The sequence below is a fragment of the Streptomyces sp. NPDC001933 genome (assembly GCF_042890955.1).
Classification (GTDB): Bacteria; Actinomycetota; Actinomycetes; order Streptomycetales; family Streptomycetaceae; genus Streptomyces.
The window spans coordinates 173,593-190,476 of record NZ_JBIASS010000004.1 but is presented as its reverse complement, the minus strand read 5'-3'; the positions used below and the strand labels follow the sequence as shown (position 1 = coordinate 190,476).

Here is a 16,884-nt window from a genome sequence, read left to right as displayed (position 1 = left end):
CGCGCGGACGGTCTGCCGGGTCAGCCCTTGAGGGCGCCGGAGGACAGACCGTGCACGAAGGAACGCTGGAAGAACAGGAAGACGATCACGGAGGGGAGCAGGGCCAGCAGGGAGGCGGCCATCACCACTCCGGGGGTGACGGCGGGGTCGATCCGCAGGGTCCGCAGCGCCAGCGGGAGCGTGTACGAGGAGGAGTCCGTGGAGACCAGGAGGGGCAGCAGGTACTGGTCCCAGATCATGGTGAAGCCGAAGACCCCGATGACCCCGAGGGCGGGCTTGCACATCGGCAGGATGATCTGGGCGAAGATGCGCAGGTCACCGGCGCCGTCGATGCGGGCGGCCTCTTCGAGTTCGCGCGGCACGTCCTTCATGAACTCGGTCATCACGAGGATGGAGAATCCCCAGGCGCCCAGCGGGACGATCATTCCGGCCAGGGTGCCTATGAGGTTGAAGTGGACGACCGGCAGGTCGGAGAGGATCAAGGAGAGCGGGAGGGCCAGGATTTCCTCGGGCAGCATCAGCGTGGCGAGGATGGCGACGAGCACCAGCGTCATCCCGGGGAAGCGTTTCCTGGCCAGTGCGTACCCGGCGAGGACGGAGACGGCCACCTGGAGCAGCAGCCCGAAGCCGACCACGAAGAACGAGTTCAGCAGGTACCCGAGCACACCCTGGTCGAAGGCGATCCGGAAGTTGTCCAGAGTGGCGCCCGAGGGGATGACGCTGAGCTGGGTCGGGTCCTTGACGTGGCTGAAGGCGCTGACCAGCAGGGCCAGCAGGGGGCCGGCGAAGACGATCAGGACCAGCAGGTAGGTGACGGCCTTCAGGATCCGCCCGCCCGGACTGCGGCTCTCCGTCAGGCCCAGCGCGGTCTCGGTCGGCGCGTTCATTTGCTCTCTCTCCGTCGCAGCAGGTGGACGACGACTGTCAGGATCAGCGTCGCGATGAACAGCAGGACGGCTCCCGCCGCGCCGACGCCGAGTCTGTTCTGCTCGAGGCCGAGCTTGTAGATCAGGGTCATCACGACCTCGGTCGAGCCGTCGGGCCCGCCGTTGGTGAGCAGGAACACCTCGGTGAACACGCGCAGTCCGCGGATCGCGGCGAGGATGAACAGGATCGAGAACACCGACCGCAGTCCGGGCACCGTCACGTGCCAGACCCTTTGCAGCCTGGAGGCGCCGTCGACCTTCGCGGCCTCGTACAGGCCGCGGTCCACGCTGGTGAGGCCGGCGAGGAAGATCATCATGTCGTAGGGGGCGCCCCGCCAGATGCCGGTGAGCATGATGGAGGCCATCGAGGTGTCGGGGTCGTTGATGAATCCCGAGGGGCCGAACCCCACCAGACCGAGGATGGAGTTGAGCATGCCGTCTTCGGTCGGGTGATACATGATCCGCCAGAGTTCGGCGACGACCGCGATCGGCACCACCACCGGCAGGAACGCCGCGGAGCGGACGAATCCGAGCCTGCGGCCCTGCCCCTCCATCAGCAGCGCGAGTGCGAGGCCGAGGGCCATCGAGCCGGCCGTCTGTCCGGCGGCGAGGACGACGGTGTGCCAGGCGGCCTCGCGGAAGCCTTCGGACTGGAGCACCGTGGAGTAGTTCTCGGTGCCGACCCACCTGTTGCCGAGGTAGGGCTGGACGTCCTGGAAGGACATGGTCAGCGCGCTGACCATGGGGATGAACTTGAAGTACAGGAAGAGGAGCAGTGCCGGTGCCAGGAACAGCCATGGCGTCCACCACCGGCCGGCCCGGCGGTCGTGCCCGCGGCGGCCGGTGGCCGCGCGGCCCGTTTTCCGGGTGGCGGGCCCGGCCGCCGGGAGGGCGGCCGGGTCCGCCTGGTCAAGACTCATGACGCGGCGATTCCCTGTTCCTTGAGGATGTCGGCGAGCTGCTTGTCGAGCTCCTTGAGCTTGGTCCCGGTGTCCAGGTCGCAGTCGGCCATCAGGGCGTTGACGGTCTCCGCGGTCGTCTGCCGGACGGGGGTCCAGTTCGGGATGGACGGCGCGTACCGGCCGGCGCTCCGGTAGACCTCGGCGTAGGTCTTCCAGCGGGGGTCGGGGCGCACCTCGGAGATGTCCACCGTCTTGTTGACGGGCAGCTGCACGGTGAATCCGGTGTCGCCCGCCATCCCGGTCTTCTGCCCCTCGGCGGAGACGGCGTAGTCGGCGAAGGCGTCCTGCCCCGCCATGTTCTCGGAGCCCGCCATCAGGTAGATGGACCCGCCCTCGGCGAGCACGGTGGCGTCCTTCGGGCCCTTGGGCATCGGGACGACCTCGTACTTGTCCTTGCCGAGGGTCTCGTCGAAGCGGGGCAGCAGGTACGGGCCGACGACGAACATGCCGGTCCGGCCCGCCTCGAACGTCTCGTTCGTGGGCGGGGTCTCCATGGTCACGGCGCCCGGCTGGATGACCTTGTTCCTGCAGCCGAGGTCGCGGAACCACTGCACGGCCTGAACCGATTCCTTCGTGGTCATCGCGGGCTTGTACTTGCCGCCTCCGGCGTCGGTGATGAAGTCTCCGCCCGCGGCCCAGAGGAAGTTGGAGAAGTACCAGGAGGCGTATCCGCGCTTGGTGGACAGCGGTGCGGCGAGACCGTAGGTGTTCTTCTTGCCGTCGCCGTCGGGGTCCTTGGTGGTGAAGGACTCGGCCATCGCGGCGAAGTCGTCCCAGCTCTGCGGGACTTCGAGCTTCAGCTTCTCCCGCCAGTCCTTGCGGATGAGCAGCGCGGACGCCTGCGCCGAGTACGGCAGGCCGAACTGCTTGCCGTCCACGCTCTTGCCGGAGTCCAGCCCCTGGCCGACGATCTGCTCGGCGTTCTTGAGCTTGTCCAGGTCGATCTCCCTCAGCAGGCCCTGGCTGTGCATGGCGCCGAGCTGCGTCACATCGTTCATGACGATGTCGGGCAGCTTCTTCTGCGCGGCCCGCTGCTGGAGCTTGGTCTCGAAGTCGTCGAAGATCGCTGTGACCTTGACCTTGTAGCCCGTGGCCTTCTCGAAGGCGGCGGCGAGCTTGAGCGCTCCCTGCTCTCCCGGGCCGCCCGGTGTCGTCCGGGTCCACAGTTCGAGCGGTGCCTTCGAGTTCTGCTTGGCGTCCACTCCCGCAGGCCCTGATGTACAGCTGGTGAGGACAAGTGCGGAAGCGAGAACACCCGCACCGATCCACCGCGATCTCTGCATGACAACTCCTGTTTCGCCGCATCACAGCCGGCCTGGAAGCGCTTGGTCACAGCTGGCCTGGAAAGCGCTTGCTGGGGACGCTAACGGCGTCCGAATCCTTGGTCAATAGTCCGATGAATACAAAACTTTCGCGATGACCCACAACAGCCTTGCCGAACCCGCCCCCGCACCCCTCACCCACCGTCCGCCACCTCGGGATGCGGCCGAATCAGTTGGCGAAAGTCCCTGGTGAGCCACTGGTTTCGCCGCTTGGTGCACCGATGGACCGGCCGCACACCATTGGCAGACAAACGCGAAAGCCTGTGGTTCGGCGAGTTCCGGGTGGCCGATCTTCATCCAGGGACTCCCCAATCATCCGATGTATCGTGCCTGCAACCACACCGACCAAGGCAACAAACAAGCCACGTCAATCTTCAACACCGGGTCAGACATTTCCCCACGCGCCCGACCAGGGACCACGAGTGGAATCACTGACCGCCTGTCAGCGAAGAGCCGAGGAGCGTAACGCCATGAACGAGCCGGCCCGCACACCGACAGCCCTGTTGGTCATGGAGGAAGAACGCAGGGCGGACGTCTATCCCCGCGAGGTCCTAGCCGAAGTGGAACGTCTCGTACACCTGCAGGGTCCACCCCTCACCCGGCAGCAGCTCGACGAGGATCCCGACGTGCTGCGACAGGTCGATGTCCTGCTCACGGGCTGGGGCGCGCCCGTGCTCGATGCCGCCTTCCTCTCGCGTGCCCCCCGGTTGCGGGCGGTCTTCGTCGCCGCGGGCTCCGTGCGGCACCTGACCACGCCGGCCTTCTGGGCACGCGGCGTCCCGATCGTCTCCGCGGCCGCGGCCAACGCCGTCCCGGTCGCGGAGTTCACTCTCGCCCAGGTCCTCCTGGGCCTCAAGCAGGTGCATCGCATCGCCCGGGAGGTCGCGAGCAGCCGCCGTTTCCCGCACAACCCCCAGGTGCCGGGGGCCTACCGGTCACGCGTGGGCCTGCTCGGGCTCGGGCACATCGGCCGTCTCGTCGCGGCCCACCTCGGCCGCTTCGACGTCGAGGTCCTCGCCACGGATCCCCTCGCCTCCCCCGACACCGCCCGGCAGGCGGGCGTCCGGCTGGTCGGCATCGAGGAGCTGTTCGCCACCTGCCATGTCGTCAGCCTCCACGCGCCCCTCCTGCCCGAGACCCGCGGCACGATCGGGGCACGGCTGCTGAATTCCCTGGGGCCTGGCGCGACGCTGATCAACACCGCACGCGGCGCGCTCATCGACGAGACCGCCGCGGCGCAGGTCCTGCACGCCAGACCCGACCTCACCGCCGTACTCGATGTCACGCACCCGGAGCCTCCCGCCCATGACTCGCCACTCTTCACCCTTCCCAACGTCGTCCTGACACCCCACCTGGGCGGTGCCCTCGGGGCCGAACGCCATCGCCTCGGAGAGCTTGTGCTCGACGAACTCCGACGCTTTATACATGACCAACCTCTCCAGCACGCGATCGACCCCGCCCGCTCCGCCTCGCTCGCCTGAAGCGGCGGCCGCAGGCCAGGGACGTCAGCGAAACGTCAGCGAAACGTGCGTGGAACGTCAGCGTGGGACGGGAGAGTTCGGGGCCCGGCCGATCCGTCGGCCCCGGTTTGTGACGCGCTCGTGGGTTGTCGTGTTGTGCTCGCGAGCCGTGGTCCGGGTGTTGGGTTTCGGTTCTGGGTGTTGGGTCCGGGTGTTGGTTCTCGGGTTGTTGGGTTTCCGTGTGCCGGTTCCCGTTGCCGGATTTCGCGCGTTGGGTTTTCGGACGGTGGTCGCAAACCGTCGTCGGCACCCCGCCGGGATGCCGCCGGAGGTCGGGCGGCGGGGTCGAACCCGCCGCCCGACCCGCGGGGCCGCCGCGCGACCACTCTCAGTGCGGCCGCCAATGGAATTTGCCACCCCCCACCCACCGCACCACAGTCGGGTCGTCGAGGTCATGGACCTTGATTCCTGCGGCCGAGGCGGCGGCGAGCACATCCACCATCGAGGTTGCCGCGCTCACCACCTCCCCGTCGATCTCCACGAGGCGGAAGGGCGGGTCACCGGGCTGCACCGCGAGCACGGTGATCCGGGCCGACGAGATGTAAGGACTGGAACTTTCGGTCATGCGTAGATCGCTTCCACGCCACAGGTGACACTATGCCCGGTGACAGGACGGGTAACGCCCCTTCGATGAACAGTGCGTCTACCTGGGGCAATGGGGTGACGCCCCGGGGCCCGGACACCCGTGACCGACCGCTGGTCCGGAGCCGGGCCCCCGGGAGTCAGTCCTCGCCCTCCAGGTCGCCCTCCGTCTCCAGGTACGCCTGGCGCAGGGCCTCCAGAATCGCCGGGTCGGGCTTGGCCCACATGCCGCGGGACTCCGCTTCCAGGAGGCGTTCCGCGATGCCGTGCAGAGCCCATGGGTTGGCCTGCTGGAGGAACTCGCGGTTGGTCGGGTCCAGGACGTACGTCTCGGTGAGCTTGTCGTACATCCAGTCGGCGACCACACCCGTCGTCGCGTCGTAACCGAAGAGGTAGTCGACGGTGGCGGCCAGCTCGAAGGCGCCCTTGTAGCCGTGCCGCCGCATCGCCTCGATCCACTTGGGGTTCACCACCCTGGCGCGGAAGACCCGTGAGGTCTCCTCGACCAGGGTGCGGGTGCGGACCGTCTCGGGGCGGGTGGAGTCGCCGATGTACGCCTCCGGGGCGGTGCCGCGCAGGGCGCGGACGGTGGCCACCATGCCGCCGTGGTATTGGAAGTAGTCGTCCGAGTCGGCGATGTCGTGTTCGCGGGTGTCGGTGTTCTTGGCCGCGACCGCGATCCGCTTGTACGCCGTCTCCATCTCCTCGCGGGCCGGGCGGCCGTCGAGCTCCCGTCCGTAGGCGTAGCCGCCCCACACCGTGTAGACCTCGGCGAGGTCCGCGTCGGTGCGCCAGTCGCGGGAGTCGATGAGCTGGAGCAGACCGGCGCCGTACGTGCCGGGGCGGGAACCGAAGATACGGGTGGTGGCACGGCGTTCGTCGCCGTGGGCGGCCAGGTCGGCCTGGGTGTGGGCGCGTACGTGGTTCTGCTCGGCCGGCTCGTCCAGGGAGGCGACGAGGCGGACCGCGTCGTCGAGCAGGCCGATGGTGTGCGGGAAGGCGTCGCGGAAGAAGCCGCTGATGCGCAGGGTGACGTCGATGCGCGGGCGGCCGAGCTCGGCGGGCGGGATCGCCTCCAGCCCGGTCACCCGGCGTGAGGCGTCGTCCCAGACGGGGCGGACGCCGAGCAGGGCGAAGGCTTCGGCGACGTCGTCACCGGCGGTGCGCATCGCGCTGGTGCCCCACAGGGACAGGCCGACCGAGGTGGGCCAGTCGCCGTTGTCGGTGCGGTAGCGCTCCAGGAGCGAGTCGGCCAGGGCCTGGCCGGTCTCCCAGGCGAGGCGCGAGGGCACGGCCTTGGGGTCGACGGAGTAGAAGTTGCGACCGGTCGGCAGGACGTTGACCAGGCCGCGGAGCGGGGAGCCGGAGGGTCCTGCGGGCACGAATCCGCCGTCCAGGGCGTGCAGGGCGTGGTCGAGTTCGTCGGTCGTGGCGGCCAGCCGCGGGACGACCTCGCGGGCGGCGAAGGCGAGGATGTCGGCGACCGCCCGCGGGTGCCCGGCCGCCACCTCGGCGACGGCTTCCGGGGACCAGTCGGCGTCCTCCATCGCCTGGACCAGTGCGCGGGCCCGCTCCTCCGCCTCGTCGGCGGTGACGCGGGTCGCGGCGGACTCGTCGAGCCCGAGGGCCTCGCGCAGGCCGGGCAGGGAGGCGGTGCCGCCCCAGATCTGGCGGGCCCGCAGGATCGCGAGGACGAGGTTGACCCGGTCGGCGCCGGCCGGGGCGCCGCCCAGCACATGCAGGCCGTCGCGGATCTGGGCGTCCTTGATCTCGCAGAGCCAGCCGTCGAGATGCATGATGAACTCGTCGAAACCCTCGTCCTCGGGGCGGTCCTCCAGCCCCAGGTCGTGGTCGAGCTTGGCGGCCTGGATGAGGGTCCAGATCTGCGCGCGGATCGCCGGGAGCTTCGCCGGGTCCATCGCCGCGATCTGGGCGTGCTCGTCCAGGAGTTGTTCGAGGCGGGCGATGTCCCCGTAGCTGTCGGCCCGTGCCATCGGCGGTACGAGGTGGTCCACCAGGGTGGCGTGGACGCGCCGCTTGGCCTGCGTCCCCTCACCCGGGTCGTTGACCAGGAACGGGTAGATCAGCGGCAGGTCGCCCAGGGCGGCGTCGGGACCGCAGGCGGCGGAGAGGCCGGCGTTCTTGCCGGGCAGCCACTCCAGGTTGCCGTGCTTGCCGAGGTGGATCATGGCGTCGGCGCCGAAGCCGTTGTCGTCGGCGGAGGCGGCGATCCAGCGGTAGGCGGCCAGGTAGTGGTGCGAGGGCGGCAGATCGGGGTCGTGGTAGATCGCGATCGGGTTCTCGCCGAAGCCGCGCGGCGGCTGGATGAGGATGAGCAGATTGCCGCGGCGCAGGGCGGCGAGCACGATGTCGCCGTCCGGGTTGCTCGACCGGTCCACGAACATCTCGCCCGGGGCGGGGCCCCAGTGCTGCTCGACGGCTTCGCGGAGCTCGGCCGGGAGGGTCGCGTACCAGCGCCGGTAGTCGGCGGCCGGGATCCGGACCGGGTTGCGGGCCAACTGCTCCTCGGTGAGCCACTCCTGGTCGTGGCCGCCGGCCTCGATCAGGGCCCGGATCAGCTCGTCGCCGTCGCCCGACACGAGGCCGGGGACCTCCTGCGAACCGAAGTCGTATCCCTGGTCGCGGAGTCGGCGCAGCAGGGCGACGGCGCTGGCCGGGGTGTCGAGACCGACGGCGTTGCCGATCCGGGAGTGCTTGGTCGGGTACGCGGACAGCACGAGCGCGATCCGCTTCTCGGCGGCCGGGATGTGGCGCAGCCGGGCGTGGCGCACGGCGATCCCGGCGACGCGGGCGGCGCGCTCGGTGTCGGCGACGTACGCGGGCAGGCCGTCCTCGTCGATCTCCTTGAAGGAGAACGGCACGGTGATCAGGCGGCCGTCGAACTCGGGGACCGCGATCTGGCTGGCGGCGTCGAGCGGGGAGACGCCCTCGTCGTTGTCCTCCCAGTCGGTGCGTGAACCGGTGAGGCAGAGGGCCTGGAGGATGGGGACGTCGAGGCCGCTGAGGACGCCCGCGTCCCAGGACTCGTCGTCGCCGCCCGCCGATGCCTCGGCCGGCCGGGTGCCGCCCGCGGCGAGGACGGTGGTCACGATCGCGTCGGCGGCGCGCAGCGCTTCGATGAGCTCGGGCTCGGGGGTGCGCAGCGAGGCGACGTACAGCGGCAGCGCGCGTGCGCCCGCGTCCTCGACGGCACCGCACAGGGCGTCCACGAACGCGGTGTTGCCGCTCATGTGGTGGGCGCGGTAGTAGAGCACGGCGACGACCGGGCCGTCGGTGCGGCGGGCGGTGCGCTCCAGCGGGCCCCAGGAGGGCGCCGGGGCGGGCGGTGCGAAGCCGTGGCCGGTGAGCAGGACGGTGTCGGAGAGGAAGCGGGCGAGCTGGTCCAGGTTGGCCGGCCCGCCGTGGGCCAGGTAGGCGTGGGCCTCGGCGGCGATGCCGATGGGGACGGTGGAGGCGGCCATCAGCTGGGCGTCGGGGGCCTGTTCGCCGGTGAGGACGACGACGGGGCGTCCGGTGGCGAGGACTTGGTCGAGTCCGTCCTGCCAGGCGCGTACGCCGCCGAGGAGGCGGACGACGACCAGGTCGGCGCCGTCGAGGAGCTCGGGCAGGTCCTGGAGCGGGAGCCGGGAGGGGTTGGCGTAGCGGTAGGGGACCGGGCCGTCCGAGGCGCGGGCACTGAGCAGGTCGGTGTCGGACGTCGACAGGAGCAGGATCATGCGGCGTCGGGCCTTCCTCGGGGTGTCCACGCCCCGGGCGGTGTCGGAATGGAGTCTCCCCTGCTCGACGGAGTCGAGGGCCGGGGAAGGGAGTTCCTGACTCGCCCGGCCGGGGCCGGGCTCACAGTGGCGGGACCGTGCCGGAATCGCACCGGACTTCCTCCCCTGTCGCCGTCTGTGGCGACGACGTGCCGGATGGCCCGTCACTAGGCATAGTAAGGGCCGGTCAACTGATGGAGGCATACGGATCCGGTCGGATGGTCGGTATGCTCGCCGCCATGCCCCCACCTGCCACTTCGCCTTCGCTGCCCGCAGACGCGTCTGCCCGGGGCCGCGGTGACGCCTGTCCCGGCACGCTGCGGCTGCACCGGGCGGACGACGGCGCTCTGGCCCGGGTCCGGTTGCCCGGTGGTCTGCTGACCGCGATGCAGGCCGATGCGCTGGGAGCGGTCGCGGAGAGCCTGGGCGATGGTGAGTTGCATCTCACTTCGCGCGGCAATGTCCAGTTGCGCGGTTTGGGCGCGGACTGCGGTGGCGAACTGGCCGGCCGGCTGGGCGAAGCGGGGCTGCTGCCCTCCGCCCGCCACGAGCGGATACGCAACATCGTGGCGTCGCCGCTGTCAGGGCTCGACGGCCGGAGGGCGCGGGACGTCGGACCGTGGCTGCGGGCGCTGGACGGGCTGTTGTGCGCGGGCGACCGGACAGCCGGGCTGTCGGGCAGGTTCCTGTTCGTGCTCGACGACGGTCGTGGCGATGTGGACGCGCTGGGCGGCGATGTGACGCTGCTGGCGCAGGACGACGGCGCGGCGCTGCTGCGGATCGGCACGGACCGGACCGTGGTGCGGATACCCGGCGCGCAGGCGCCGCGGGCCGCCCTCATGGCGGCCGAGGTCTTTCTGGAACGGGCGGCCGGCACCGGTGCCTGGCGCGTGAGGGATCTGCCCGGCGGCGCCGGCCCGCTTCTCGACGAGGTCGTACGGCGGTTGCGGGAGGAGGGCTCCGGCGCCGCCTCCACCGAGGACCGTGACTGCCCGCCGGGCTCGGACGGCCCCGGCCCGGGCGTGGTGACCGGCCCGCACGACGGGGCCGCGCTGTCCGTCGGCATCCCGCTGGGGCGCTTCACCCCGGCGCAGTGGCGGGCCCTGACGGAGACGGCCCGGCACGGTGGGCGTGGCGAATTGCGGCTGACACCGTGGCGCGGGGTCGTCGTACCGGGGGTGGAGCGGCGGCGGGCGTCAGGGCTGCTGGACGATCTGGGGGCCACCGGCCTCGTCGTCGGGCCCGACTCCCCCTGGACCGGTGTCGGTGCCTGTATCGGCCGGCCCGGCTGCGCGAAGTCGCTGGCCGATGTGCGGGGCCGGGCGGCGGCCGTGGTGGGGCCCGTGGGCCTGCTGCCGGTGTACTGGTCCGGGTGCGAACGCCGGTGCGGCCATCCCCGCGGCGAGTGGGTCGACGTCGTCGCCACCCCCGACGGGCACCGGATCTCCCTCGTACGGGGCGAGGAGCGGGGTGCCCCCGTGAACGTCCCCGACAGCCCCGACAGCCCCGGCGGTCTCGCCGCGGCGGTGGCCGCGGCCCGCGGTACGCGCGGCTGATCCCGTACGTCCCACTCCTCCTGTATCCGACTGCACCCGACCATTGCACGCCCGAGGAAGAAAGCGAAAGCACTGTGCACCAGTACGAGAAGGACGGACCGGCGATCTACCGCCAGTCCTTCGCCACGATCCGTGCCGAGGCGGACCTCGCGGGGCTGCCCGCCGATGTGAGCCAGGTCGCGGTCCGCATGATCCACGCCTGCGGGATGGTCGACCTCGTCCGCGATCTCGCTTTCACCCCGGACGCGGTCGCCCGCGCCCGTGCCGCGCTGCGGGCCGGCGCACCCATCCTGTGCGATGTGGCGATGGTCGCCAGCGGTGTGACCCGCAAGCGGCTGCCCGCGGACAACGAAGTGGTGTGCACCCTGTCCGACCCGTCGGTGCCCGGCCTGGCGAAGGAGCTGGGCACCACCCGCAGCGCCGCCGCCCTGGAGCTGTGGCGGGACCGGCTGGAGGGTGCGGTCGTGGCTGTCGGGAACGCGCCGACCGCCCTGTTCCGGCTGCTGGAGATGATCGAGGAGGGCGCGCCCCGCCCCGCCGCCGTCATCGGTGTGCCGGTCGGCTTCATCGGTGCCGCCGAGTCCAAGGACGCCCTGGCGGCGCACCCGTCCGGGCTGGACCATCTGATCGTACGGGGCCGTCGCGGCGGCAGCGCCATCGCGGCCGCCGCCCTCAACGCGATCGCCAGCGAGGAAGAGTAGACGTGAGCGAGCAGAAGACGGGCCGGCTGTACGGGGTCGGGCTCGGCCCCGGTGATCCGGCTCTGATGACCGTACGCGCGGTGGAGATCATCGCCGAGGCCGATGTGATCGCCTATCACAGCGCCCGGCACGGGCGGTCCATCGCCCGGTCCATCGCGGCGAAGCACATCCGTGCCGACCATGTCGAGGAGCCACTGGTCTACCCCGTCACGACGGAGACCACGGACCACCCGGGCGGCTACCGGGGTGCGATGGAGGAGTTCTACGCCGAGGCGGCGGCCCGTCTGGCGGCGCACCTCGACGCCGGGCGGACGGTCGCCGTGCTGGCCGAGGGCGACCCGCTCTTCTACGGCTCGTACATGCACATGCACAAGCGGCTCGCCGACCGCTACCCGACCGAGGTGATCCCGGGCGTCACCTCCGTCAGCGCGGCCGCCGCGCGGCTCGGCACCCCGCTCGTGGAGGGCGAGGAGGTGCTGACGATCCTGCCCGGCACGCTGCCGGAGGAGGAGCTGACCGCCCGTCTCGCCGCCACCGACGCGGCCGTGGTGATGAAGCTGGGCCGTACGTTTCCCGCGGTGCGCGGCGCCTTCGAGGCGTCCGGGCGGCTGCCCGAGGCGCGTTACGTGGAGCGCGCCACGATGGCCGGGGAGCGGGTGGGCGAGCTGGCCGAGGTCGACGCCGGCTCGGTGCCGTACTTCGCGGTCGCGGTCCTGCCCAGCCGGATCGGGGCGCCGCGTCCCGAAGGCACCCCGGAGGGTGGCGAGGTGGCCGTGGTGGGTACCGGCCCGGCCGGTCCGCTGTGGCTGACCCCCGAGACGCGCGGGGTGCTGGCCGCCGCCGACGACCTGGTCGGCTACACCACCTATCTGGACCGGGTGCCGGTGCGGCCGGGGCAGGTGCGTCACGGCTCGGACAACAAGGTCGAGTCGGAGCGTGCCGAGTTCGCCCTCGATCTGGCCCGGCGCGGGCGGCGGGTGGCCGTGGTGTCGGGCGGCGACCCCGGGGTCTTCGCCATGGCGACGGCCGTCCTCGAAGTGGCGTCGCAGGACGAGTACGCGCAGGTCCCGGTGCGGGTGCTGCCGGGGGTGACGGCGGCCAACGCCGCCGCCGCGCGGGCGGGTGCGCCGCTGGGCCACGACTACGCGACGATATCGCTCTCCGACCGGCTCAAGCCGTGGGAGGTGATCGCGGAGCGGCTGCGCGCCGCGGCGACGGCGGATCTGGTGCTCGCGCTGTACAACCCCGGTTCGCGCAGCCGGACCTGGCAGGTCGGCAAGGCCCGTGACCTGCTGCTCGAACACCGCTCGCCGGACACGCCCGTGGTCCTCGGCCGGGATGTCGGCGGGCCCGCCGAGAGTGTGCGGACCGTGCGCCTGGGCGATCTCGACCCCGCCGAGGTCGACATGCGCACGATCCTGCTCGTCGGGTCCTCGCAGACCCGCTGGGTCGAGCGCGGTGACGGGCGGCAGATCGTCTGGACGCCCCGCCGCTATCCGGAGGGCTGAGAGCCTGTCGGGGCGCGGCCGTCGGCTACCTGCCGTGCAGGATGTGTGCGCGGAGCCAGGCGACGGCCGCTTCCGGGTCTTCGACGACCGGGATGCCCTGGGGCACGGGAGGCCGTCGCACCACCACCACCGGGATCCGCGCCTCGCGGGCCGCGGCGAGTTTGGGGGCCGTGGCGGCGCCGCCGCTGTCCTTCGTGACGACGACGTCGATGCGGTGACGGCAAATCAGTTCGCGTTCCCCGTCCGGGGTGAACGGGCCCCGGTCGAGCAGCACCTCCATGCGGGCGGGGTACGGGGCTTCGGGGGCGTCCACCGAACGCATCAGGAACCACAGCTCGTCGAGCCCCGCGAAGGCGGCCAGTCCCATCCGTCCGGTCGTGAGGAACACCCGCCGGCCCAGCACGGGCAGCATCGCGGCGGCCTCGGCGAGGGAACCGGCCGGATGCCAGTCGTCGCCGTCACCGGGCACCCACCCGGGCCGCCGCACGGCGAGCAGGGGAACATGGGCGGCAGCGGCGGCAGCGGCCGCGTTGAAACTGATCGTCCCGGCGAAAGGATGGGTGGCGTCGATGAGCGCGTCCACCTGGTGGGTACGCAGCCATGCCGCGAGCCCGTCGGCTCCTCCGAAGCCGCCGATGCGGACCTCGCCGGGCGGCAGCCTCGGGCCGGCCACGCGTCCGGCGAGCGAACTCGTCAGCGCACCGGCCGGGACCACCTCCACCAGCAACTCGGCGAGGCGGCGGGCCTCCGTCGTTCCGCCGAGTACGAGTACATGCATCGGATCCATCCATGGGTGAGATTGAGGGCGGACGCAGCGCCCAGCTGAAACACACCGGTCTGCGGCCCGGCTGGACCACCGGCGCCTGTGCGACCGCGGCGGCCACCGCCGCGTACACGGCCCTGCTGACGGGCGACTTCCCCGACCCGGTGACGATCACCCTACCCAAGGGGCAGACGCCCGCCTTCGCGCTCGCGGTGGAGGAGCTGGCCGAGGGGCGGGCAACGGCCGGGGTGGTCAAGGACGCGGGCGACGACCCCGATGTGACGCACGGCGCTCTCGTCCGGGCCACCGTGCGGCGGCTGCCGCCGGGCTCGGGTGTGGTGTTCCGGGCCGGGCCCGGAGTGGGCACGGTCACCCTTCCCGGGCTGCCGCTCGACGTCGGTGAGCCGGCGATCAATCCCGTGCCGCGTCAGTTGATCCGCGACCACATCGCACGGGTCGCCGCGGAGCACCGGGGGGCGGGGGACGTGGAGGTCACCGTCGCGGTGGACCACGGCGAGGAGATCGCCCGCTCCACCTGGAACCCGCGCCTCGGCATCCTGGGCGGTCTGTCGATCCTCGGCACGACCGGTGTGGTGGTGCCGTACTCCTGCTCGGCGTGGATCGACTCGATCCGCCGCGGTGTGGACGTGGCCCTGGCCGCCGGGCACACCCATGTGGCCGGGTGCACGGGTTCCACCTCGGAGCGGACGGTGGTGTCCGAGTACGGGCTGCCGGAGATCGCGCTGCTCGACATGGGCGACTTCGCGGGCGCGGTCCTCAAGTACATCCGCCGTCATCCGGTGGCCCGGCTCACGGTCTGCGGCGGGTTCGCGAAGCTGTCGAAGCTCGCCGCCGGCCACCTCGACCTGCACTCGGGCCGGTCGCAGGTGGACAAGCCGTTCCTGGCCGGGCTGGCCCGGCGCGGTGGTGCGGACGAGGCCCTGGCGGCCGAGGTGGCGGTCGCGAACACGGGACTCGCGGCGCTCCAGTTGTGCCTCGCGCGGGGTGTTCCGCTCGGGGACCTGGTGGCCGTGGCGGCGCGGGACGAGGCGCTGTCGGTGCTGCGGGGCGCGCCGGTCGCCGTCGACGTCATCTGCATCGACCGGGCGGGCACGGTCGTCGGGCGCAGCGAGGTGCGCTGACCGGCCGCCCGGCCGGTGCGGGGCCCGTCAGCAGACGTGGCGTTCGCGTGCGGGCGAGTAGAGGTGGCTGTCGCGGAACTGCTCGGCGCCCAGGGTGCGGCCGACCATGATGACGGCGGTGCGGATCACGCCCGCCGCCTTCACCTGCCCGGCGATGTCGTCGAGGGTGCCGCGCAGCACGATCTCGTCCGGGCGTGAGGCCATCGCCACCACGGCGGCCGGGCAGTCGGCCCCGTAGTGCGGCAGCAGTTCCTCGACGACGCGGTCCACGTACCTGGCGGCGAGGTGCAGCACGATCAGGGCGCCGCTGCGGCCCAGGGTGGCCAGGTCCTCGCCCTTCGGCATCGCGGTCGCGCGGTGGGCGATCCGGGTGAGGATGACGGTCTGGCCGACGGTCGGCACGGTCAGTTCCCGCTTGAGCGCCGCCGCCGCGGCCGCGAACGCGGGTACGCCGGGCACCACTTCGTAGGGCACCCGGGCCTCGTCGAGCCGGCGCATCTGCTCGTTGACCGCGCTGAACACCGAGGGGTCGCCCGAGTGCAGCCGGGCCACGTCGTGACCGGCCTCGTGCGCGGCGAGCAGTTCGGCGGTGATCTGGTCGATGTCGAGCTGCGCGGTGTCCACCAGGCGGGCGTCCGGCGGGCATTCGGCGAGCAGTTCCCGGGGCACCAGGCTGCCCGCGTACAGACACACCTGGCAGGAGGCGAGGGTGCGGGCGCCGCGCACGGTGATCAGGTCGGCGGCCCCCGGGCCCGCGCCGATGAAGTACACGGTCATGTGTTGTCTCCTGGGTGTTGCGCGGGCTCGGTTGCCGAGTGTGCCGCTTCGGGACTGGTCAGGGGTTTGCGTACGGACCACTGGGTGACGGGCATGGCCTGCCGCCAGCCGGTGAACCCGCCGACCGGCACGGCGTGCGCGACCGCAAGCCGGACCAGTTCGCCGCCGTGTGTGCGGTGCGCCTCGGCGAGCAGCGCCTCGGACTCCAGCGTGACCGTGTTGGCGACCAGCCGTCCGCCGGGCGGCAGCGCGTCCCAGCAGGTGTCGAGCAGGCCGGGCACGGTCAGCCCGCCGCCGATGAACACGGCGTCGGGCGCGGGCAGTTGGGCCAGGTTGCCGGGGGCCGGTCCGGTGAGCACGCGCAGGGCCGGTACGCCGAGCCGGTCGGCGTTGCGTGCGATGCGCCCGGCGCGTCGCGGGTCGCGTTCCACGGTGATCGCGCGGCAGGAGGGGTGGGTCCGCATCCATTCGATGGCGATCGATCCCGAGCCTCCGCCGATGTCCCACAGGAGTTCGCCGGGGGCGGGGGCGAGCACACCGAGCGTCGCGGCCCGGACGTGCCGCTTGGTGAGCTGCCCGTCGTGTTCGTACGCCGTGTCGGGCAGGCCGGGTACTGCGCCGAGGCGCAGGGCCTCGGGGGTGCGCCGGCAGTCGATCGCGATGACGTTAAGCGGGTCGCCCGGTGGGTGCGGCCAGTGGTCGGCGGTGCCCTCCAGGCAGGCTTCGTCCGCTCCGCCGAGCTGTTCGAGCACGCGCAGCCGGCTCGGTCCGAAGCCCTGTTCGCGCAGCAGCCCGGCCACCGCGGCCGGGGTGGCGGCGTCTGCGCTCAGGACCAGGACCCGCCGGCCGTGGTGCAGGGCGGCGGCCAGCCGGGCGGCGGGGCGGCCGACCAGGGTGACGACCTCGGTGTCCTCCACCGGCCAGCCGATCCGGGCACAGGCGTAGGACACCGAGGACGGGTGGGGCAGGATTCTCAGCGCATCGGTGCCGAGCACTTCGGTGAGGGCCCGGCCGATGCCGTAGAACATGGGGTCGCCGCTGGCGAGCACGGCGATCCTGCTCCCGGCGTGCTCGGCGAGCAGGCCGGGGACGGCGGGCCGCAACGGCGAGGGCCACGGCACCCGTTGTCCCCGGCAGGACGGCGGGAGCAGGCCGAGCTGGCGTTCGCCGCCGATGAGGACCTGTGCGTCGACGAGCTCCGCGCGCGCCGCGTCGGGCAGTCCCGCCCATCCGTCGGCGCCGATTCCCACGACGGTCACCGCAGGTGGGACGGGTTGTTCGGGTGGTGCGAGAGTCACGGACGGTACCTCGGTGTTCAGTGGATGACGCAGCCGAACTCTACTGTCCGG

At 71.9% G+C, this 16,884-nt stretch carries 13 protein-coding genes and 1 riboswitch; of the genes, 5 read left to right on the top strand and 8 right to left on the bottom strand.

The features are described from left to right. Nucleotides 1-20: 20 nt before the first annotated feature. Genes ACFYY7_RS11920 through ACFYY7_RS11910 form a run of 3 tightly spaced genes read right to left on the bottom strand, consistent with a single transcriptional unit; the run spans nucleotide 21 to nucleotide 3,171 of the window. Nucleotides 21-887 (bottom strand): carbohydrate ABC transporter permease, encoded by an 867-nt coding sequence (locus ACFYY7_RS11920; protein WP_266727310.1) that lies wholly within the window; start codon nucleotides 885-887, stop codon nucleotides 21-23. Further along, nucleotides 884-1,846, bottom strand: coding sequence for a carbohydrate ABC transporter permease (locus tag ACFYY7_RS11915; RefSeq protein ID WP_388660226.1), 963 nt, complete (start codon nucleotides 1,844-1,846; stop codon nucleotides 884-886). Before ACFYY7_RS11915 ends, ACFYY7_RS11920 begins: the two co-directional genes overlap by 4 nt. Further along, nucleotides 1,843-3,171 carry an extracellular solute-binding protein gene (locus ACFYY7_RS11910; RefSeq protein ID WP_388660223.1) on the bottom strand — a complete coding sequence of 443 codons (1,329 nt, stop codon included), beginning with the start codon at nucleotides 3,169-3,171 and terminating at the stop codon, nucleotides 1,843-1,845. Before ACFYY7_RS11910 ends, ACFYY7_RS11915 begins: the two co-directional genes overlap by 4 nt. A gap of 509 nt (nucleotides 3,172-3,680) precedes the next feature. Here ACFYY7_RS11910 and ACFYY7_RS11905 point away from each other — a divergent pair. Beyond that, complete coding sequence (locus ACFYY7_RS11905; RefSeq protein WP_388660220.1) at nucleotides 3,681-4,691, top strand: hydroxyacid dehydrogenase; 1,011 nt, start codon at nucleotides 3,681-3,683, stop codon at nucleotides 4,689-4,691. A 367-nt stretch (nucleotides 4,692-5,058) separates the two neighbouring features. Here the strand turns inward: ACFYY7_RS11905 and ACFYY7_RS11900 are convergent, their stop codons facing one another. Both ACFYY7_RS11900 and cobN read right to left on the bottom strand, forming a co-directional pair. Continuing rightward, nucleotides 5,059-5,295 carry a hypothetical protein gene (locus ACFYY7_RS11900; protein ID WP_388660217.1) on the bottom strand — a complete coding sequence of 79 codons (237 nt, stop codon included), beginning with the start codon at nucleotides 5,293-5,295 and terminating at the stop codon, nucleotides 5,059-5,061. A 157-nt stretch (nucleotides 5,296-5,452) separates the two neighbouring features. After that, the gene (gene cobN, locus ACFYY7_RS11895; protein ID WP_388660214.1) at nucleotides 5,453-9,049 is read right to left on the bottom strand and encodes a cobaltochelatase subunit CobN; all 3,597 of its coding nucleotides are present in this window, start codon (nucleotides 9,047-9,049) and stop codon (nucleotides 5,453-5,455) included. A gap of 90 nt (nucleotides 9,050-9,139) precedes the next feature. Next, a riboswitch (cobalamin riboswitch) is annotated at nucleotides 9,140-9,212 on the bottom strand. A gap of 103 nt (nucleotides 9,213-9,315) precedes the next feature. Here cobN and cobG point away from each other — a divergent pair. The 3 genes from cobG to ACFYY7_RS11880 all read left to right on the top strand — a co-directional run bounded on the left by cobG (nucleotide 9,316) and on the right by ACFYY7_RS11880 (nucleotide 12,853). Then, the gene (cobG, locus tag ACFYY7_RS11890) at nucleotides 9,316-10,644 is read left to right on the top strand and encodes a precorrin-3B synthase (protein ID WP_388661079.1); all 1,329 of its coding nucleotides are present in this window, start codon (nucleotides 9,316-9,318) and stop codon (nucleotides 10,642-10,644) included. Between the two features lie 74 nt (nucleotides 10,645-10,718). Beyond that, nucleotides 10,719-11,345, top strand: coding sequence for a precorrin-8X methylmutase (locus ACFYY7_RS11885; protein ID WP_388660211.1), 627 nt, complete (start codon nucleotides 10,719-10,721; stop codon nucleotides 11,343-11,345). A gap of 2 nt (nucleotides 11,346-11,347) precedes the next feature. Further along, entirely contained in the window at nucleotides 11,348-12,853 is a 1,506-nt protein-coding gene (locus ACFYY7_RS11880) for a precorrin-2 C(20)-methyltransferase (RefSeq protein ID WP_388660208.1), read from the top strand. 25 nt (nucleotides 12,854-12,878) lie between these two features. On the opposite strand, the gene ACFYY7_RS11875 is transcribed toward ACFYY7_RS11880, so the two are convergent. Then, nucleotides 12,879-13,631 carry a cobalt-precorrin-6A reductase gene (locus tag ACFYY7_RS11875; RefSeq protein ID WP_388660205.1) on the bottom strand — a complete coding sequence of 251 codons (753 nt, stop codon included), beginning with the start codon at nucleotides 13,629-13,631 and terminating at the stop codon, nucleotides 12,879-12,881. 11 nt (nucleotides 13,632-13,642) lie between these two features. Between ACFYY7_RS11875 and ACFYY7_RS11870 the strand changes: the two genes are divergently transcribed. After that, nucleotides 13,643-14,758 (top strand): cobalt-precorrin-5B (C(1))-methyltransferase, encoded by a 1,116-nt coding sequence (locus tag ACFYY7_RS11870; protein WP_388660202.1) that lies wholly within the window; start codon nucleotides 13,643-13,645, stop codon nucleotides 14,756-14,758. A gap of 27 nt (nucleotides 14,759-14,785) precedes the next feature. Here ACFYY7_RS11870 and cobM read toward each other — a convergent pair whose 3' ends face one another. Together cobM and cbiE are read right to left on the bottom strand one after the other, a co-directional pair. Beyond that, nucleotides 14,786-15,535, bottom strand: coding sequence for a precorrin-4 C(11)-methyltransferase (gene cobM, locus ACFYY7_RS11865; protein WP_351252149.1), 750 nt, complete (start codon nucleotides 15,533-15,535; stop codon nucleotides 14,786-14,788). Continuing rightward, on the bottom strand, nucleotides 15,532-16,833 hold the full coding sequence (gene cbiE / locus ACFYY7_RS11860) for a precorrin-6y C5,15-methyltransferase (decarboxylating) subunit CbiE (RefSeq protein WP_388660199.1): 1,302 nt from the start codon (nucleotides 16,831-16,833) through the stop codon (nucleotides 15,532-15,534). The genes cobM and cbiE overlap by 4 nt, the downstream gene beginning before the upstream one ends. Nucleotides 16,834-16,884: the final 51 nt, after the last annotated feature.